The following is a 19,255-nucleotide window of genomic DNA, read 5'->3' as shown; positions in this document are numbered from 1 at the left end:
GCATCCGGTGGGCGGGGTCGGGGTGTGCTGTACGCCGGGGCGTGCCGGGGCCAGGGGTTGGCTCGTTGGAGTTGGGCGGCGATCGCGAGCAGGAGGGGTTCGCCGGCGGGGCGGCCGACGAGTTGCACGGCGGTGGGCAGGCCCTTGGGGCCGGCACCCATCGGCACCGTGGCCAGGCCGCAGTTGGCGGCCGGTATTCGGATCGAGCCGGCCCCGTCGTTGCCGTGCGCGAACCCGCGGTCAGTGCTCCGCGTTGCCGGCGGCCGCCGGGAGGGACTCGCGCAGGGCTCGCTTGAGGATCTTGCCGGTGGGGCCGAGCGGGAGTGCGTCGACCGGGCGGATCACGCGTGGGTACTTGTGCCGCCCGAGGTGCTCGCGGGACCAGGCGATCAATTCCTCGGGGGTGGGCGCCGGTGTGCCCGTCGGCGCGGGGCGCAGCACGACGGCGGCGTGTACCTCCTCGCCGAGCGCCTCGTGCGCGGCCCCGTACACCGCGACCTGGGCGATCGCCGGGTGGCGGGCCAACACCTCCTCGACCTCGCGGGGATAGACGTTGTAGCCGCCCCGGATGACCAGGTCCTTCTTGCGGTCGACGATGGACAGGAACCCGTCCTCGTCGACCACGCCGAGGTCGCCGGTGCGGAACCAGCCGTCCACGATCGCCGCCGCGGTCGCCTCCGGGTCGTCGAGGTAGCCCGCGAAGACGTTGTGACCGCGGATCACCACCTCACCGACCGTTCCGACCGGCAGCAGGTCGATGCGCGCCTCCACGTCGGCGGCGGCCACCGCCACCTCCACGCCGCGGATGGCGTGCCCGACCGTCCCGGGCCGGCGGCCGAGCACGCGCTGATTGAAGGTCGCCGCTGGGGACGTCTCGGTGAGTCCGTACCCCTCGAACACATGCGCGCCGAACGCCGTCTCGAAACGTTCCAGCACGGCGACCGGAAGGGCCGCGCCGCCGGACACCGCCAGGCGCAGGCTCGGCATGGTGCGCCCGCTCGCCGCCTCGGCGAGCGCGTGGAACATGGTCGGCACGCCCATGAAGACGCTCACCCCCTCGCGGACGATCAGGTCGAGCGCGTCGGCCGGGTCGAAGCGCGGCATCAGGACCAGCGTGGCACCGGCGCGCAGCGCGGCGTTCATCGCGCAGGTCTGGCCGTAGCTGTGGAACAGCGGCAGGCAGCCCAACACGACGTCCTCGGGGCGGAGTTCGTGCAGGTCCTGAGCGCAGACGGTGGCGTTCAGCACGAGGTTGAGGTGGGTCAGCCTGGCGCCCTTGGGCCGACCCGTGGTGCCGCTGGTGTACAGGATGGCCGCGATGTCGTCGGCCGCGGTCGGATGCGCGGCGGCCGACGGCTCGCCGGGGTGCTCGTGGTCGGCCTCCAGCACGGGTATGCCGGCCGCTTCGGCGGCGGCCAGCGCGGTCGGCCACAGCGGCCCGCCGCTCACCGCGAGCACCGAATCGCTGTGCCGCAGGACGAACTCGACCTCGTCCGCGACGAGCAGCGCGTGGATCGGCACGACCGAGGCGCCGGCCGCGATGATCGCGTAGTACACGCGCGGGAACAGCGCGATGTTCGGCAACATCAGCGCGACCCGATCGCCCGGCCGGACGCCGCGTGCGCGCAGCGCCGCCGCGCAGCGCAGCACGTCGTCCCACAACTGCCGGTAGGTGACCCGGGTTTCGCCCTCGACGACGGCGACGTGGTCCGGGAAGCGCAGCGCGGAATCGCTCAACAGAGCGGCCACACCGAGTTGTTGCTGCACGAGGCACTCCAGGGGTATGCGGCGCCGGGCGCCGATCGGGGAGCGGAGCAGGGCAGGAAGCGGAGCAGGGAAGGAAGCCGAGCGGAGCAGCGGGATCAGGGCTTGGCAGGGCAGGGCTTGACCGGTCCGGGCGGGGTGTGCGGGGTGGCGGTGGTCATGGCCGACCGCGATTCATGCCCCGGGCCGGGCGCTCGGCCGGGGGGCCTCCAGGAGCGCGTCGAACGTGCCCGCGGGATGCTCGGCGACGCTGCCGTCCCGGGCCACGAGCACGACGAGGACCGGGGATCGCACGTGTACGCGGGTGCCCTCGACGCGGACGTGGACCGGCCCGTGCGGGGTGGGTACCACGCCCTCGACCCAGTCCAGCCCGCCCGGTCGCGGGGCGACGCGGACCTTGGCGTAGCCGGGTTCGGCCGGGGTGACGCCGAGCGTGTACACCAGCAGGTCGCGGCTGGGCGTGGAGGACCAGCCGTGGCAGTAGGTGCCGCCCTCCCAGGTCTCCCGCCACGCGGTGGGACCGGTGGCCAGCAGGCGCTCCCAGTCGCGGTACAGCCCGGTGAGCGTGTCGGCGGCGCCGAGCAGGGCCAGCGCGTCGTGCACGACGTAACGGAAGAAGGGCTGGGCGCCGACGACCCGACCGCTGACGTCCCAGGTCACCGCGGGCGGCACGAAGAGCGCGACCTCGTGTCCGGTCGGTGCGCCGTCCGCGTCGCCACCGTGCGCGGCGACCGGGGCGAGGGTGAACATCGCCTCGCGATCGAGCAGGAAATCCCGTACCCGGTCCGCGCGTTCGGCCGGGACCAGGCCCGCGCAGACGGCCGCGGCGGTGGTGTGCTCGCTCATCGCGGGCCGCACCACGTCCCGGACCGCGTGATCGCGATAGCCGCCGCGTTGGTGATCCCAGAAGATCTCGAAGCCGGCGCGCACCGCGTCGTGCAGACCGCGGGCCCACGCGGCCCGGTTGGCGTCGCCGAGCCAGTCGGCCATCTCGGCGAAGTCGCCCAGGGCGCGCGCCCACAGCGCGTTCAGTGCCGCGCTGGTCCCCTCGACCTGTACGGGCGACCAGTCGATCAGGACCCATCCGGTGACGTCCCCGGCCAGGCCGTCCGGGCCGAGGAAGGCGGTGAACCAGTCGAGCACCGCCTCCGCGGTGGGCAACAGCCGGGCGACCAGCGCCCGGTCGCCGGTGTAGCGGTAGAGGTTGTGCACCGAACGCACCCAGTGCAGCGACCAGTCCGGAATGGTGACCAGGTCCGGATCGCCGGCGTCGCCCGCGACCGCCATCGGCAGCAGGCCGTCCACCCGCGGGGTCGCGGTGAGCAGCGGCTGATGCCGGGCCAGGCTCCAGTCGGCGTTGTTGACCAGGTCGACCGACTGGTGCACGACCGCGTCGCCGGTCCAGGCCCGCTGTTCGCGACTGGGGCAGTCGATGTAGGCGTCGTGCGCGGTCAGGTCCACGGTGCGCAGACCCACCCGGTGGATCTCCTCCAACAGCGGGTCCGAGCAGGCGAAGTACGGGCCCGGTGGGCGCGGGCGCAGCCGCTCGGCAACGGTCGGCGCGATCCGGGTCGGGCCGGTGCCGCAGACGACGAGCACGATGTACCGTCCACCCGCCGGATCTCCGAGTTCGAACCGCTCGCCGTCGCCGCCGCGAGCGGTGTAGGCGAACAGTGCCGCGCCGGCGAGCGCGGCCAGGGTCGGCGACTCGGTGAGCGCGCCGAACAGCAGGGTATCCGGGGCTGCTTCGAGGTCGATCCGCAGCGTGCCGCTGACCATCATGCCGAAGTCGGCGACCACCAACCGGTATCCGGCCGCCAGAGCCAACGACGGGGGCGCGGGTGCGTCGCCCGCGTCGGGCAGGCGGTCGGGCCGGGCCTCGGGGCGGATCTCGGCGAGTGCCTCGGCCAGGGCGGCGTGTATGTCCGTGAAGCCGAGCGGGCCCTGCGGACGCGCGGTCGCGGTCGGTGTGGCGGTAACGAAGGAGGCGGGCTCGCGGATCGAACCGCCGGGCTTGGACAGCGGGTTGGGCAGCAGTGCGCCGTACGGCTCGGTGGGCGGCCGGGTGGCGCCCGCGCTGCCCACGTGCGAGGCGGGCAACACCGTTGCCGCGGGCCAGCGTTCGTCGTCGAACTCGGCGCCCTTCCAGGCCGGGTCGAGCCGTCGGCCGTCCAGGATCTCGGGGATCTGCGGGGAGACGGTGGACTGCGGCGCGCACGGTGTCCAGGCGTGCGATTCGAGGCAGCGCCAGGACGTGTCGGTGGCGATCCAGGTGTCCGTGCCGACGCCGAACTCGGCGACCAGCGCGCCGCCGCCGAGAGTGTAGGTGGTCGGGGAGGGCGCCCACCACGCGGTGCGGTGGCCGTAGAACCGGACCAGGACCGCGATCACGTTGCGCCCGGGGCGCAGTGCCGCCGCCGCGTCGCCGACGTCGTAGTACAGCCGCCGCGCGCCGTGCCGGATCGGGCCCCGGGTCAGTTCGACGCCGTTGACGTAGAGCACGTGCCGGGAGTCGGAACTGATCCTGAACGGCGCGAGCCGGGGAATCTCGGTCAGTTCGAAGGTGCGCCGGAACAACACCCGGCGGTCGAATCGCTCGGGGTCGAGGGATCCGTTCATCGGGTTCTCGGGTGGTGGCGCCCCCACCGCGCCGTGCTCCGTCCAGAGCCACTGGCCCTGCCAACGACGGTTCGCGAACGTGTCTCGCATCGCGCGTGTCCTCCCGATTTCTCGACCCTCGGTTCCCGGCATCGCACGCGGGACTCCCGGATCCCGAACGGCGGGGACCCCCCGGACCGCCGCTCGGCGGACCACACCCTAACCCCGTTTTTTACTAACCACTAGATAAAAATGCTAGGGTGCTCACCGTGACTGAGAGAACACGCGGAGATGACGAGGGTCGCGGGAAGCCGTCCCGGCAGAGCCCCCAGCCCCGCCGCGGCCCGGGGCGAAGCGAGCGCGGCGCGCGCCGGCGCGAGGAACTGGTGACCATCGCAAGCGAACTCTTCGCCCGCAGCGGCTTTCGCGGCACCGGGCTGGCCGAGGTCGCGGCCCGCGCCGGGATCACCCAGCCCGCCCTGCTGTACTACTTCGGCAGCAAGGAGGGCCTGTTGCAGGCGGTGATCGAGCGCCGCGGCGCGCAGAGCATCGAGTTCGCCCAGGAGTCGGTGGCCGTCGGTGGCCTGCGGGCGATCCGGGAGCTGCCCGCCTCCGCGCATCGCAATCGGCGCGAACCGGGTCTCGCGCGCCTGTTGGCGGTGCTGACCATGGAGAACCTGGACCCGGAGGATCCCGCCCACGACTACTTCGTGCAGCGCTATCGGCGACTGCGCGCACTGGTCGCGCGGATCATCACCGATGCCCAGGCCACCGGCGAGATCCGCGCCGAGATCGACCCGGCGCACAAGGCCGCCGAGCTGCTCGCCACGATGGACGGCCTGCAACTGCAATGGCTGCTCGACCCCACCGAGGTCGATTTGGTCACCGCCATCGAGTCCTACGCCCTCACCCTGATCCGCGACCTGGCCGCCGACCCGGCGGCGTACGCCACCGCGACCGCCGGCACCGCCGGCACCGCCGCGGACCCCGCAGACCACGATTGATCCCGGCGCCGGGCACGCGAAAGGGCGCCCTCGACGGCGAGGGCGTCCGGTGACGCGGTGGACGGGATGGGTTCGGTGACCGGACGAGTCGACGCGCAGCCGCTCGCGCACGGCCGCGATGTGCTCGACCGTGACGCCCGAACGCGGCGAGCAGGCTGGTGAAACCACCCCGAGTGGTGCCCGGTTCGCTCGGGCACGTGCGCATGGCGGCAGCCGGCGCACGCTGGATGACCGCGGGCATCGCGGCGTGGTCGAGGCCGGGAACGGCGATGCCGTTGCCGGCCCGGAGCGCGGGCAGCGCGTCCTCGGCGCGGGTGTAGTCGGCGGTCGCGCCGACCGGTGATCGATTCTGCGGTCGCGCCCCGGAGTTCGAGCACGGCGGCGATCACGATGCCGGTGCGGTCCCTGCCGGCGGTGCAGTGGATCAGCGTGGGCGGGCAACTCGGGGCGGCCGGGAGGTGCACGGCCTCGGCCGGGAGGTCGGCGTAATGCACGGCCGACTCGGCATACCAGCGGCCGAAGTCGACCGCACCGAAGGGTTCCGGGCAGGCCGTCGCGCCGGTGCTCGGCGCCGGGGTGACGGGCAGCGGGTGCACGCGCACGCCCGAGGGCAGTTCGGGCCACGGGCGGGCGGTGCGCTCGATCGGGCCGCGCAGGTCCGGGAGCAGGCCGATGCCCAGGCCGTCGAGCAGGCTCTCGGCCTCCGGCGGGCCGGGTTCGCGCCCGACGGCCGGCGGACCGTGCTGGTACAAACGTGACCGCGGCTCGGGGACGCGGCACCGGGACGCGATCGCATCGAAACGAACGACGGGGGACGGCCATGGACGACAAGGACACGGGTGCGCCGGGCCGGTGCCCGGCCGGTGAGGAACTGCGGGAACTGTTGGGGAAGCTGACAGGGCGTCGGATCACCGGGCGGGATCGGGAGGCCCTGCGCGAGTTGGCCGGGCGACTGCGCGCGGCCGGCGAGGTCGCCGACGTCCTGGCGGCGGTCGAGGTCAAGCGCCGGGGCACCTTGCCGGACCGGGACGTGGACCTGGATCTGCTGGACGCCGCGCTCGACGCCGGTGTGCCGGTGGCCGACCCGCCGGCCGACGTCGCGCTTCGTCTCGCGCCGTGGTTGGACCTGCGCAAGCGTCGGGGCGGACTCGCCGCCGTGTGCGCCGACCCGAGATTTCGGCCGCTGCTGCGGGACGCGGTCCTGGATCGGCGGGCCGACCTGCTCGCGCTGGGTTGCCCGGTCTTCGCGCTGCTGCGCACCCGCCCCGAGGCCGTCGACGCGGCCCTGGCCTCGCCCGGCCTGCTGGACGTGCTGCTCGAAGCCCTGCACACCTGGGTCGCCGCAGTCCGGGCCGGCAGCCTGCCCGCGCTGCACGAGGCGGTGTACTACCTGGACCTGTTGGGTCCGGCCCGGCTGGTCGACGCGCACCCGGCGGCGGGCCCGCCGGTCGGCGAGTTGCTGGGCACCGACCCGGCCGCGCTGCTCGCGCGCACCTGGCGCGCCGGACTCGTCGACGAACTGGGACACCGGGCGCTCGACCGCTTCACCGGGTTCGACTCCGGTGACGACGTCCACCCCGTGGATCTCGTGGACGGGGAGAACGCCGACGCACGCGCCGGGTTCGCGGTGATCGGTGGCATGCGCGCGCTGGTCTTCGACGCCCGACGCCGGGTGGCCGGCCCGCTGCGCGTCCGGCTCCCCAAGACCGGGGGCTCCTCCGTCGTCGCCACGCACCGCCACCGCTTCGAGGCCGGCCTGCTCACCGCGGTCCGGATCGGCCCGAAGGAACCCCGGCCGGCCGATTGCTCGACCTTCGTCCCGGTCGGTGGCGAGCGGGTCCGGGCACTGCGCCGGACCGTGGCCGGGTGGTGGGAACTGGCGGACGCCGACGGGGTGATCACCGCCCGGTGGTACCAGGGCCCATCCCGGCCGCACGGCTCGTCCGGGTCGCACAGCGTGGGTCGGCGCAGGCACCGCTGGGCGGCCGGTAGCGAACTCGTGCCGCCCGCGCACCTGTGGGCGGACCTCGTCCCTCGCGACAAGGCCGGCTCGCGGGTCCTGCGGGCCGCCGACCGGGCCCTGGCCGACCGCATCCTGGCCGCCGTGGACCGCGAACTCGGCGCCCGACTCACCGAGATCGGCCGCCGGATCGAGGTCGGCTCCCCGTCCCGCGAGGTGGCCGACGCCTATCGGGCGCTGCGCGAAGTACTGGACCCGCTGCTCCCGGGGATCCGCGCGGACCGCCTGCTCGAAGGCATCGCCGGTACGGTCTGGACCGCCGTCGAATGCCGCGAACTGGCGGCGCGTCACCTGGACCGGCCCGCGGCCGGGGACGCCGCTTCGACCGCCGTGGTGTTGCGTACCGAGCCCCGGCCCCATCCGCGGGCCGACGCGGGCGCCCTGCGGGCGCGGTACTACACCTCGATGCAGGACATGTTCGAGCGCGTCGTTCGGGTCGCGACCGTGTGCGCCGACCCGACCGTCGACGTGCCGCCGCAGACGGTGCACCTGGTCGACGCCCTGGGCTGGGAGAGGACGTTGGGCCGGCTCGGCAATCGGGCGTTGCGGCTCGCGCTGATCCCCGGCTCCGGGAGCCTCGAGCACCAACGCGAACTCGCCCGCGACCACCTGCGGATCTGGGCGGTACCGGAACTGGGGGACCCCGGCGGTCGCTGGCGGGTGCTGGAGGTCGAGGTGGACTCCGGGTACCCACCCGAGCAGGACACCGTGTGCCGCACCGTACGCGGTTGCGCGATCGTGCTCCAGCGTTCGCGTGCGCCGCGCGGCAAGATCGTTTCGGTGCTGGAGTACGAACCCGACGGCCGGTTCGGCGCGGCGCCGTTCGGGGCTATCGTCACCGAGCGGGTCTGCGCCGGCTGGGGCGGCATGGCCCGGATCGCCGCGCTGTTGCGCCTGCATCACGACCGGGGCACGGCGCAGTGGCCACACCGTTCGGTCGCCGCGTTCGCCGCCGCGACCGGGATGTCATCGGCCCGGGCGGCCGTCCTGACGGCGGGATTCGACCCCTACGACACGTATTTGGTCCGGAGGGGCCAGGGCGTGGACGCGGGTCTGGCCGAGTGGTCCGGGACGGATCCGGGCGAGATCGCGGACGCGGCGCGGGAGTTGTCGCGGGAAGTGGAGCCCGAGCAGCGGTTGACGATTCCCGAACTGCTGATGCCCGACGACCCCGAGGACGTCTGGGCGGACCGACTCGCGGTCGATCGGGCCGCCGCCTGGTGGCACGCGACGACCGGCACGCCGGCGGCTCGGCCCGGCGACCCGGGTACGTCGGTTTTCTCCAATACCCGCCCGTAGCCGGCCCGGCAGCCTGGTCACGCCCCGCACGGAGCCTCACCCCCCGAGGTCGGGCGGCCCGACCGGTGCCCCGGTCGGGCACGGGCATTACGCGGGGCGGGCCCGATGGGGGAGGCCCGCCCCGCGTTCCGCCTCACGGCCGGGGAGGCGGCAGCAACACCGTGGTGACCGTGCCGTCGAGGCGCGTGGGTCGGGCCGACGCGTGCGGTGCGTGGGCGAGGAAGCCGCCGGGAGTGAGCCCGGTGGCGGCCCTGACCTCGCGGTTGAGGTGAGACTGGTCGTAGAACCCGGTGCGGGTGGCGACCTCGGCCAACGGCCGCCCCGCCATCACCATGCGCAGCGCGTCCTGCAACCGCAGCACCCGGGCCACGGCCTTGGGCCTCAGACCCAACTGCTCCCGAAACCTGCGCTCCAACTGCCGCTCACTCCAGCCCAGTTCCGCAGCCAGGCCACCGATCGACAACCGACCCGCCGACACGGACAACAACTCCCAGGCACGCAGTACCCGGGGCGCGGGCCCGGGACCACTCGCCTGCCAGCGCAGCAGGGTGGCGTCCAGCAGCGCGAACCGGGCGGGCCAGTCGGGCAGTTCGGCGAGCCGTTCGGTCAGTCGGCGGATCCGCGCGTCGGCGAACTCACTCGGATCGACCAGATTTTCGGCCAACTCGTGCATCGATACCCCGAACATCGCGTACGCCGCCCACGGATGCATCACCACCTCGATGCCGTGCACGAACCCCCGATGCTCGCCGATCACCGCCTTGGTCCGGATGCCCGCGAACAACGATGTGAACGTGCCGGCCCGGCTCGACGCGGCATCCGCGGCCACCGGCCCGACCCGGATCCGCTGATCGAACCCGAGCACCAACGTGGCGAAGCCCACCGGCAACTCCAGCCGCCGTCGCGGCCGATCGAACGCGACCCGCAAACCCCGGTAGAACCGCACACCGGGCCGCAGCAACGGATGCGGCAGAACCTCGACGATCGGCGCGGCGGCGCGGGATCCCCGATCGAACGCGCAGGCGGCCGAGGCGCCGGGGCCGGCCGGGGCGAAGGCGGGTGCGAAAGGGCCGGACGAGAACCTGTCCGGCACCGAGGATCCCGACCCGAGCGGGTCCGGCGGAAGGAGAACGGGCCTCGCGGGGACGGGCGAGCGGTGCGGCATGACCAACGCCTCCGGGACGATCGGACCGTGCCGCGCCCGCCCGAGACGTTCCCGATACCGGGTGTGGTATCGATGTTCGACCGTTCGTGGCCGGGCGACGTCACGGAGTAGCGGAGTCCCCGCATGCTAGCGACGCCCGCCCCGTCCCGACAGCCCTCCGCCGGCACTTTCCCGTGCCTTGCCGGAACCCTTGCCTCCGCTGCGCACGGCCGACCGGGGCGACGCCGTTCACGGCGCACGATCCGGTCGGCGAACGGGCGTCGTGGTCACTCGCCGTCGTACGCCTTGCGCAGGGCGGCGATGTCGAGCTTGCCCATCTTGAGCATGACCGCGGTGGCACGGGCCGCCTTCTTCTGATCCCCGTCGGTGAGCATGTCGATCAATTCGGTGGGGACGACCTGCCAGGAGACGCCGTACTTGTCCTTGACCCACCCGCAGGGGCCCTCCTGGCCGCCCTCGGAGAGCTTGTCCCAGTAGTAGTCGACCTCTTCCTGGTCGGCACAGGGCACCTGGAACGAGATGGCCTCGTCGAAGGTGAACTGGGGTCCGCCGTTGAGGCCGACGAACTGCTGCCCGTTGATCTCGAACTCCACGGTGATCACCGAGCCGGCCGGACCCGGGCCGGCCTCGTTGTAGCGGGCGATCCGGCCCAGCTTGCTGTCCTCGAAGATGGTCAGGTAGTGGTTCGCGGCCTCCTCGGCCTGTCCGTCGAACCACAAGCAGGTGGTGAGGGCCTTGCCGGTCATCGCGACCTCCGGTACTGGGTGCTGGGATTGTGTTCACCAGTACCGACCTGTCCCGCACCACAAACTCATCGGTGCCCGGCCGACGAATCCCCCGAATTTCCCGACCCGGTCGACGGGGCCGTCGATCAGCGCTTGCGGGCGGCCTCGACCACGTCGCGGATCCCCTCCGCCGAGGTCACCCGGCGGGAGTATTCCGGTTGGCGCAGCGCACCGCCCATGTACGGGTACGGGTTGCGGTGGGTCGCCGTGCTCTCCAGCACCGCACCCGCCGCGAAGTGCACCTCGCGCGCGCCGGTGGCGGCCAGGACGCGGTCGATGTTGCGGGCGGTGATCCCGCCGCCCGGCATGATCACGATCCGGCCCGCGGCCTGTTCGACCAGCCGGGCGATCAGCGGTGCCCCTTCGAGCACGCTGCTGTCCTGACCGGAGGTGAGCACCCGGTCGACGCCGAGCTCGATCAACTCCTCCAGCGCGGCGTGCGGGTCGCGGGTCATGTCGAAGGCGCGGTGGAAGGTCACCGAACGGTCGCCGGCGGCGGCCATCAGCTCTTCGATCGCCGGCCGGTCCAACTCGCCGTCCGGGGTCAGCGCGCCGATGACCACCCCGTGCGCACCGGCCGCCCGGATCGCCTCGACGTCCCGGCGCATCGCGGCGACCTCGTACTCGTCGTAGACGAAGTCGCCGCCGCGCGGACGCACGATGACATGGACCCGGATGGCCTCGACGGCGGCCAGGGTGGTCTCGATCAGGCCGAGACTCGGCGTGATGCCGCCCTCGAACAGGTCCGCGCACAGCTCGACGCGGTGCGCGCCCACGCGCTCGGCGGCGAGCGCGCCGGGAACGTCGTCGATGCAGATCTCGTAGGTCAGGGCGGGGGTGGGACCGGCGGTGACGATCATGTCGTGAGTCTCCTGGAGGACAACGGGAGTAGGGGGAGCCAACGGATGTACGGGAGAGCTTGGGGGCGGGCCGGACCCGGACGGCCCGGCGAGGCGACCGCGTCGGGAGGCCGCCGGGCAGGGCCTAGTTCGGGAGGTCGGCCGTCACCCGGACCTCGCCGACCGGCAGACCGCCGCCGAGCACCGGTACGGAAGCCCACTCGCGCGCCGCCTCCGTGTCCACGCCCAGCGCGCGCAGTGCCGCCAGCGCGAGAGCGGTGGTGGCCCGCGGGCTGCCGTCGATCACCTTGACCGCGACCGCGTGCCCGGCCGTCGTCGCGGCCACGAACACGCCCTCGGCGCCGCCCTTGACCAGCGCGCCGGGCAGCAGCCGCATCACCTCGGTGTTGGCCTGCCCTTCCCCGCCCACGAATTCCGGGTGCGCACGCATCGCCTCGGCGACCGTACGCTCGGGCCCGCTCGTCGCGACGGCCAACGCGCGTGCGCCTCGGGCCAGTCCGGTCAGCGTCATCGCGAACACCGGTGCGCCGCAGCCGTCCACGGCGGTGTGCGCGACCGGTTCGCCGGACAGTTCCTCGATGCCCTCGCGGACCAGCCGCTGCAACGGGTGCGCCGGATCGAGGTAGCCGTCGGTGGGCCAACCGGCCGCGACACACGCGGCCAGCATCGCGGCGTGTTTGCCGGAGCAGTTCATCCGCTCGCGCGAGTCCCCCTCACCGCGCCCGATCATCGCCCGGTACGCCGCCTCGTCCTCCGGGCGGCTCGGCGGACACCGCAGCGCGTCTGCGGTCAGGCCGGCCGCCGTCAGGATCTCGTGCACCGCGTGGACGTGGAAGTCCTGCCCGGTGTGGCTGCCCGCCGCGATCGCCACGTGCGCCCCGTGCAGCGGCGCGCCCGCGCGCAGGCAGGCCAGCGCCTGGAACGGTTTGGCCGAAGAGCGCGGGATCACCGGGTCGTTCGGGTCGCCCACCTCGATCGCGGGCCGCCCGTCCGGGGCCAGCGCGACCAGACTGCCGAAGTGCCGGCTCTCCACGAAGCCGGAGCGGACCACCTCGGCCAACTCGGCGTAACGCGGGCTGGGTTCGGGGCGCACGGTGTCCTCCTGGCGGATCGGGTCCTGCGGGGCCTGCGACCGAGTGGCCGCCGGTGACGGGGGTGTCGCGGGTGTTCGAGGGCTCGTCGTCGCGGCGGTCACCACCGGCACGGTCGTCACAGCCGCGCGTCCGAGCGCGCACGAGCGCGCACCAGCGTGCGCAGGCTCCGGCGACCCGCCGGTCGGAAGCCCTGCCGGGCCTCCAGCGTGCGGGCCAGCTTGGACAACGACGCGTTGAGCACGATGTAGACGAGCGCGATGATGATGTAGGTCTGGATCAACAACCGGTTGTAGCTGGCCAACACCCGCCCGCTGTACAGCAGTTCGGAGTAGCTGACGATGAAGCCGAGCGAGGTGTCCTTGAGCAGGCCGACCGACTGGCTGACCAGGGACGGCAACAACCGGCGTACCGCCTGCGGCAGCACGATCAGCCGCATCGTCTGTGTGTCGGTCAGCCCGACGGCCAGGCCCGCCTCGCGTTGCCCCCGGTCCAGGGACAGGATCCCGGCCCGGAAGATCTCCGCGAAGATCGCCGCCGCGGACACCGACAGCGGCAGCACCAGCTTCCAGAACAGCGGCAGGTCCACGCCGTAGTGCGGCAGCCCGAACAGGACCAGATACACCAGCAGCAGCACCGGAACCGTGCGCATCACCTCGATGTACACGGTGGCCGGCCACCGCAGCGCGCGCCGCCGGGACAGCCGGCCCAGGGCCAGCACGATGCCACCGGCCACGGACAGCGCGGTGGCGACCGCCGCGGCGCGCAGCGTGGCCCACAGGCCCTCCAGGAGGTAGCGCCACATCGGCCACGTGGTGTACGGCCGCCACTTGTCCGCGTCCAGCTGACCGTGGTCGGCGAACCGCCGTACGGCCAGGGCCAACAGCGCGGCCACCGCGACGGCGACCACGATGCCGGCGATCCGCATCCGGCGTCGCGCGATCGGGCCGGGCTCGTCGAACAGCACTCGGGACGCGCTCATCGCACGATCGCCACCTTCCGCTCGATGACGCCGGTGAGCAGACCCGCCGCGGCGCAGATGACCATGTAGCCCAGACCCGCACCCACGAACACCGGGATGGGCTGGGCCTCCAGCAGGTTGACCCGGTTGGCGGCGGAGGTCAGCTCGACCACCCCGACCGCCGCCGCCAACGAGGTGTTCATGGTCAGCGCGATGAAGATGTTGCCGATCGGCTGGACCACGCCGCGCAGCGCCTGCGGCAGGATCACCAGGCGCAGCGACTGGCCGAAGGTCAGTCCCAGCGCCCGCGCCGCCTCGGCCTGGCCGATGGACACGGTGTTGATCCCCGAACGCACGGCCTCGGCGATGTAGGCCGCCTCGTAGAGGGCGATCACGATCACCGCGGTGGTGAACAGCGGGAAGATCACCCCGACTTCGGGCAGGCCGAAGACGAACAGGACGAGCAGGACCAGCAGCGGGGTGTTCTGGAAGGTCTCCACGTACACGGTGCCCACTCCGCGCAGGGCGGCGACGGGGGACACCCGCATGGCGGCCACCACGATGCCGATCACCAGGGCGCCGGCGAAGGACAACGCGGTGAGTTCGAGCGTGGTGGTGATGCCGTCGGTGAAGGCGGAGAGATGTCGCAGCACGACATCCATCGGCGATGGCCTTTCGGGAGAGGGCGGAGAGAGGGCGCGGGCGGGTCCCGCCGCGCGGGAAGACCGCTTCGGGGCGCCGGCCGGCGGCTTGGGGCCGGATGCCCGGGCCGGCAGGGGATCCGGCCCGGGGCGGCCCGGGCCGGGAGGGTGTGGCGTGCCGCCCTCCCGACCCGGGGGATCAGGAGCCGGGGACGCCGCCGATCGCGGGCGGCGTCGGCGGGTTGCCCTCGACGACCGTGCCGAGGGTCTGCTTCCAGACCGTCTGCCACGCGCCGTTCTGGCCGATCTTGCGCAGCCAGTCGTTGACGAACGTCTTGAACGCGGCGTCGTCGTGCTTGAGCCCGATGCCGTACGGATCGGCCGTGAACGGCTCGCCCACCACCGTGGTGTCGGGGTTCTGCTTCACGTCCGCGACCAGGAGCGCCTGGTCCTGGACGTAGGCGTCGCCGCGGCCCTGGCGCAGCGCCGTGACGCACTCGGGGTCGCTGCCGAAGGTGACCACCTTCGCGTCCGGCGCGACCTGCTTGATCGCGGCGATCGCGGGGGTGTTGGCGCCGGCGATGACGGTCTTGCCGTTCAGGTCGGCGGGCAGCTTGATGCCGCCGGTGCCCTTCTTGACCAGGATGGCCTGGCCCGACGAGTAGTACGGGCCCGCGAACGCGACCTGTTCGGCCCGCTTGGGGGTGATCGTATAGGTCTGGAAGACCACGTCGACGGTGCCGTTCTGGAGCAGCGCCTCACGGGTCTCGGTGGCCGAACTGACGATCTTCACCTCGGGCTTGCCGATGATGTACTTCGCGAGCAGCCGGCCCATCTCGGCGTCGAACCCGTCGGTCTTGCCGGATATCGGGTTGAGCTGCGACCACAGCGGGGCGTCCTGGGAGCCGCCGACGATCAGGTAGCCGCGCTCCTTGATCTTGGCCATCGTGGAGCCGGGCAGGATCGCGGTGTCCGGCGCGACGTCGGCCTGCTTGGCGACGTCCTCGCCGGCGGGCTTGGGGCCGCCGGGGACGTCCGAGGAGGAGCCGCCGGAACAGGCGGCCAGCGCGGTCAGGGACAGTGCCGCGAGGACCGCCGGGGCGGCGGTGCGCAGGCGACGCGGGGACGCGGCGGTGCGCAGGCGACTCAGGGGGAAGCCGGACATCGGGGGGCCTTCCTTCGCAGGTGGGTGTGGGGGACGAGGGCGTTCGGGGCCGAGGAGCGGAGCGGTGGCCCCGACTCGGCGGTGCGGTGCCGCGATGGGCCGGGGTCGGTGCCGGCGCGGTGACCCGGGAACCGGGGCCGCGGACTGCCCGGCGGGCGGTGGCGCGGCGGCCGGGGCGGTCAGTGGTTGAGCACCTTGGACAGGAAGTCCCGGGCGCGTTCGGTGGTCGGGGTGGTGAAGAAGGTCTCCGGCGTGCCGACCTCGACGATTCGGCCGTCCGCCATGAAGACCACCCGGTCGGCGGCCCGGCGGGCGAAGCCCATCTCGTGCGTGACCACGACCATGGTCATCCCCTCGCGGGCCAGGTCGACCATCACGTCCAGGACCTCGTTGACCATCTCCGGGTCCAGCGCGCTGGTCGGCTCGTCGAACAACATCACCTTGGGTTGCATGGCCAACGCCCGGGCGATGGCCGCGCGCTGCTGTTGGCCGCCGGACAGCTGCGCCGGGTAGTGGTCCGCCTTGTCGGCGATGCCGACCCGGTCCAACAGCGCCCGGGCCTGCCGGTCCGCGTCGCTCGCGGACAGCCCCTTGACCCGGGTCGGCCCGAGCGTGACGTTCTGCAGCACGGTCTTGTGCGCGAACAGGTTGAACTGCTGGAAGACCATGCCCACTTCGGTGCGCAGCCGGGCCAATGCCCGACCCTCGGCGGGCAGTTCCTCCCCATCCAGTAGAACCACGCCCGAATCGACGTTTTCCAGCCGGTTCAGACAGCGGCACAGCGTCGACTTGCCCGCGCCGGAGGGGCCGATCAGCACGACCACCTCGCCGGCGGCGACGGTCAGGTCCACATCGGTCAGCACGCGGACCGCGCCGAACGACTTGTTGATGGCGCGTGCCTCGACCATGGGCGTCAGTACGGCGGAAGAAGGCGACGCGGACTTCATCAACGCTCCATCTTTGTTCGGAATCGAAGTTTCGTGTGACAGTAGAAGCGAAATTCGAAGGAAGTCAATGCCTTGCTGGTTATTACCTGGTGTGCTATTCCTGTCACAGCCGTACCGCAGCAGGTGTGCCTCGAACGGGAGTGGGACGTTGGCTGGAAGCGCGGGTGACCTGGTGCGACTGGTGGCCAAGGGGCACGGTCGATCCCGGGCGGAACTCGCCCGATTGAGCGGCATGGCCCCGTCGAGCGTCTCGCTGCGCGTGGAGGAACTCATCGACGCGGGCCTGCTGCGCGAGGACGGCGAGGGCGCCTCGCGGGGCGGCCGTCGTCCCCGGCAACTACGGCTGCACGAGAACGCGGGCGTGGTGGTGGCCGTCGACGTGGGTACCCACCACGTGCGGATGGCGGTGCTGGACCTGGCCGGCCGTGTGCTTTTGGAACACGAACTCCCGGGCGACATCGCCGAGGGTCCCGAGCGGGTGAGCGAACGCCTGCTGGAGCACATCCGGGTGACGCTCCGTCAGGCGACGGTCGAGCGACTGCCGCTGCTCGGGGTCGGCATCGGCATGCCCGGTCCGGTCGACCCGGGCGCCGCCAAGGTGGTCGCACCCTCGCGGATGCCGGGCTGGAACGAGTACCCGATCGGCCGCCGGATGAGCGAACTGCTGGGCGTACGCGTGGTGGTGGAGAACGACGCCAATCTGATGGCGGTGGGCGAACACCGCTACGGCTGGCCGGACCGGGACAACCTGATGGCGGTCAAGGCCGGCACCGGGATCGGCTGCGGCATCATCGCGTCCGGGAAGCTGCACCGGGGGCGGGGCGCGGCCGGCGACATCAGCCACGTCCCGGTGCACGTCCCCGAACCGGTCACCTGCTCGTGCGGCCACTCCGACTGCCTGGAGGCGCACGCGAGCGGCGCGGCGCTGCGGCGGACGCTGCGCGCGCAGGGGATCGAGGTCTCCTCGTCGCGGCAACTCGTCGAACTGGTCAACGACGGCGTCCCGGAGGTGACCACACTGGTGCGCAACGCCGGCCGCCTGGCCGGTCAGGTGCTGACCCCGCTGGTGAACTTCTTCAACCCCGACGTACTGGTCCTGGGCGGCGGCCTGTCGGCGGCCGAACCGTTCGTCGCCGCCGTCCGCGGAGCCATCTACGAACGCTGCCTGCCGCTGGCCACCCGCGACCTGGAGATCGCCACCGCCGTGACCGGCCGAGACGCGTGCATGCTGGGCGCCGGGGCACTGGTTCTGGACGAGGTACTGGCCAGCGAATGGGTGGACGACACCCTCAGCGCCCGCTGAGCCGCCGCGGCCGGTGCGCGCGGACGGATCTGTGCAACCCGGTGGTATGGAGCCATCGTGGCGTGCGTCAAGTGACGCTATGTCACCGCGTGGAGGTCCACCGCACCGCCCTGGTGGTCCTGGCCCAGTCCACCGCCGACGTGGTCACCGCCGAGGAGTTCCTCGCGCGGGTACGAGAGCCCGCGGTCGACCGGGAACGGTAGGGCGCCGGCTCAGGCGCCGCCCTCCAGCGCGGCGCGCGCCGGCAGCAGGGCCAGGAGTTGCCGCGTGTGGCCCGGGAGTTCCGCTTCCGCGAGGCCGGTCAACAGGTCGCGCAACGGTACCGGCCGATCGACCAGCGCCGCGTCGTGGGACAGGAGCACCGTGGGCATCGGCGTGTCGAGTTCGGTCTCGCTCAACGTCGGTCCGCTCAGTGCGCACAGGGCTTCGCCCTGGACGCGGATGCGTTCTCGGATCCCGGTGTTGCCCCCGGCGAGCGTGAAGACGCGGTCGAGGGTCCAGGTGTCGTGCGCCAGTCGGTTGTCGTACGTCGCGATTGTTCCGGTGGCGACGGAGGAGACGGCCGCGATGGCGCCGGCGCCGACGATGGCGATGTGCGCGAGGATCTCGTCCGCGTTCCACTCGCCCGTCGGTGGGACCGGGCTCGGATCGCCGGAGTCGGCCACCGTGGCGGCGGCGTCCAGCAACGCACGGTAGGCGTCCCGAAGCGGGGTGGTGTCCATTGTGTCCTCATTCTTTGCGATCCTGCGCGGAAGGGGGAGCGCCGGCCGGGAACGGCGGGAACGACTGCGGGACGGGCGGCGACGCCCGCCCGCTCAGTCGTGCGCGGGGGACATCTCCCACGGCGCCTGCGGAAGGACCTCGCCGGTCTCCAACAGGGACTTGAGGTTCGCCAGCACCGCCGGCCACCCCCGGGAAATGCCGCCGAGCATCTCCAGGTTGGGGAGGTTCTCGTGGGTCACGGTGAGTCGGACGATGTCGTGGTGTGGTTCGACGAGGAAGGTGACCACGGACGGCTCCCTGGGCGCCTCGGCGTCGGGGGTGTCCTCGAAGGTGACGACCAGGCGCGTCGGGGGCTCGGTCGCCAGCACGCGACCGACGGCGTCGACGGCACCCGACCCGTCGACGCGTCGGTGCTCCCAACCCGAGCCCGGCTGCCAGTCCGAGACGTTGGCGTGTCCCCAATAGCGTGCCGTCAGGTCCGCGTCGGTCAGGGCCCGCCACACCTGCTCCGCGCTCGCGCGGACGTAGGTGACGTAGACGTAGGTCGGCACGGACGCGGATTCGTCGGTCATGGCGTACTCCTCTGCCCGATTCCTGATGGCACTGATCGTTTGTAGGCGCGGCTTGTCGAACCCCGAGATCCAGCGCTCCTCGATCTCGTGGATCGGCCCGGGATTGAGGTAGTGCAGCCGTTCCCGTCCGCGTCGCACGACGGTCACGAGGTTGGCCCGCTGGAGGATGTCGAGATGTTGCGTCGCCGACTGGCGTGCCATGTCCAGGCGCTCGCACAACTCGCGCAGAGTCTGCCCGTTGTGCTCGTGCAGGCGGTCGAGCAGGAGTCGCCGCGTGGGGTCGGCCAGCGCCTTGAAAACCGAGTCCATCGCTCTCCCTTCCAGGCTCACGCCCAATTATGCAGGTGAATGCCTGCC

At 72.5% G+C, this 19,255-nt stretch carries 17 protein-coding genes; 4 read left to right on the top strand and 13 right to left on the bottom strand.

The annotated features are described in order from the left end of the window. Positions 1-240: 240 nt before the first annotated feature. Positions 241-1,767: a long-chain fatty acid--CoA ligase gene (locus ACIBSV_RS00290; protein ID WP_395858626.1), complete on the bottom strand. Its 1,527-nt coding sequence runs from the start codon at positions 1,765-1,767 to the stop codon at positions 241-243. Between the two features lie 171 nt (positions 1,768-1,938). After that, positions 1,939-4,473 carry an alpha-L-rhamnosidase C-terminal domain-containing protein gene (locus ACIBSV_RS00285; RefSeq protein ID WP_395858625.1) on the bottom strand — a complete coding sequence of 845 codons (2,535 nt, stop codon included), beginning with the start codon at positions 4,471-4,473 and terminating at the stop codon, positions 1,939-1,941. A gap of 275 nt (positions 4,474-4,748) precedes the next feature. Here ACIBSV_RS00285 and ACIBSV_RS00280 point away from each other — a divergent pair, with 275 nt between their 5' ends. Continuing rightward, the gene (locus ACIBSV_RS00280) at positions 4,749-5,366 is read left to right on the top strand and encodes a TetR family transcriptional regulator (protein ID WP_395858624.1); all 618 of its coding nucleotides are present in this window, start codon (positions 4,749-4,751) and stop codon (positions 5,364-5,366) included. Here ACIBSV_RS00280 and ACIBSV_RS00275 read toward each other — a convergent pair. Then, entirely contained in the window at positions 5,261-6,118 is an 858-nt protein-coding gene (locus ACIBSV_RS00275; RefSeq protein ID WP_395858623.1) for a tyrosine-protein phosphatase, read from the bottom strand. The genes ACIBSV_RS00280 and ACIBSV_RS00275 overlap by 106 nt on opposite strands. Before the next feature lie 68 nt (positions 6,119-6,186). Here ACIBSV_RS00275 and ACIBSV_RS00270 point away from each other — a divergent pair, with 68 nt between their 5' ends. Further along, entirely contained in the window at positions 6,187-8,685 is a 2,499-nt protein-coding gene (locus ACIBSV_RS00270) for a hypothetical protein (protein WP_395858622.1), read from the top strand. Between the two features lie 133 nt (positions 8,686-8,818). On the opposite strand, the gene ACIBSV_RS00265 is transcribed toward ACIBSV_RS00270, so the two are convergent. The 8 genes from ACIBSV_RS00265 to ACIBSV_RS00230 form a co-directional block, all read right to left on the bottom strand. After that, a complete protein-coding gene (locus tag ACIBSV_RS00265) occupies positions 8,819-9,778 on the bottom strand; it encodes a helix-turn-helix domain-containing protein (protein WP_395858621.1) in 960 nt (319 codons plus the stop codon). 338 nt (positions 9,779-10,116) lie between these two features. Further along, positions 10,117-10,596, bottom strand: a complete 480-nt coding sequence (locus ACIBSV_RS00260) for a VOC family protein (protein WP_395858620.1) — start codon at positions 10,594-10,596, stop codon at positions 10,117-10,119. A gap of 125 nt (positions 10,597-10,721) precedes the next feature. Further along, complete coding sequence (locus ACIBSV_RS00255; RefSeq protein ID WP_395858619.1) at positions 10,722-11,495, bottom strand: copper homeostasis protein CutC; 774 nt, start codon at positions 11,493-11,495, stop codon at positions 10,722-10,724. A gap of 124 nt (positions 11,496-11,619) precedes the next feature. Further along, positions 11,620-12,588: an asparaginase gene (locus tag ACIBSV_RS00250; RefSeq protein ID WP_395858618.1), complete on the bottom strand. Its 969-nt coding sequence runs from the start codon at positions 12,586-12,588 to the stop codon at positions 11,620-11,622. Positions 12,589-12,704: 116 nt separating this feature from the next. Further along, positions 12,705-13,568, bottom strand: a complete 864-nt coding sequence (locus ACIBSV_RS00245) for an amino acid ABC transporter permease (RefSeq protein ID WP_395858617.1) — start codon at positions 13,566-13,568, stop codon at positions 12,705-12,707. Further along, on the bottom strand, positions 13,565-14,209 hold the full coding sequence (locus ACIBSV_RS00240) for an amino acid ABC transporter permease (protein WP_331770682.1): 645 nt from the start codon (positions 14,207-14,209) through the stop codon (positions 13,565-13,567). The genes ACIBSV_RS00245 and ACIBSV_RS00240 overlap by 4 nt, the downstream gene beginning before the upstream one ends. 178 nt (positions 14,210-14,387) lie before the next feature. Beyond that, entirely contained in the window at positions 14,388-15,353 is a 966-nt protein-coding gene (locus tag ACIBSV_RS00235; RefSeq protein ID WP_395858616.1) for a glutamate ABC transporter substrate-binding protein, read from the bottom strand. 179 nt (positions 15,354-15,532) lie between these two features. Continuing rightward, positions 15,533-16,300, bottom strand: coding sequence for an amino acid ABC transporter ATP-binding protein (locus ACIBSV_RS00230; RefSeq protein WP_395858615.1), 768 nt, complete (start codon positions 16,298-16,300; stop codon positions 15,533-15,535). Positions 16,301-16,448: 148 nt separating this feature from the next. Between ACIBSV_RS00230 and ACIBSV_RS00225 the strand changes: the two genes are divergently transcribed. After that, positions 16,449-17,603: an ROK family protein gene (locus tag ACIBSV_RS00225; protein ID WP_395858614.1), complete on the top strand. Its 1,155-nt coding sequence runs from the start codon at positions 16,449-16,451 to the stop codon at positions 17,601-17,603. A 62-nt stretch (positions 17,604-17,665) separates the two neighbouring features. Beyond that, positions 17,666-17,806 (top strand): hypothetical protein, encoded by a 141-nt coding sequence (locus tag ACIBSV_RS00220; RefSeq protein WP_395858613.1) that lies wholly within the window; start codon positions 17,666-17,668, stop codon positions 17,804-17,806. Positions 17,807-17,815: 9 nt separating this feature from the next. Here the strand turns inward: ACIBSV_RS00220 and ACIBSV_RS00215 are convergent, their stop codons facing one another. Together ACIBSV_RS00215 and ACIBSV_RS00210 are read right to left on the bottom strand one after the other, a co-directional pair. After that, positions 17,816-18,325, bottom strand: a complete 510-nt coding sequence (locus tag ACIBSV_RS00215; protein ID WP_395858612.1) for a hypothetical protein — start codon at positions 18,323-18,325, stop codon at positions 17,816-17,818. Positions 18,326-18,418: 93 nt separating this feature from the next. Next, a complete protein-coding gene (locus ACIBSV_RS00210; protein WP_395858611.1) occupies positions 18,419-19,207 on the bottom strand; it encodes an ArsR/SmtB family transcription factor in 789 nt (262 codons plus the stop codon). Between the last annotated feature and the right edge of the window lie 48 nt (positions 19,208-19,255).

Source organism: Embleya sp. NPDC050154, from assembly GCF_044460165.1.
GTDB lineage: Bacteria > Actinomycetota > Actinomycetes > Streptomycetales > Streptomycetaceae > Embleya.
Note: the sequence above shows the minus strand (reverse complement) of the source record. Positions and strands in the feature narration are given on the sequence as shown.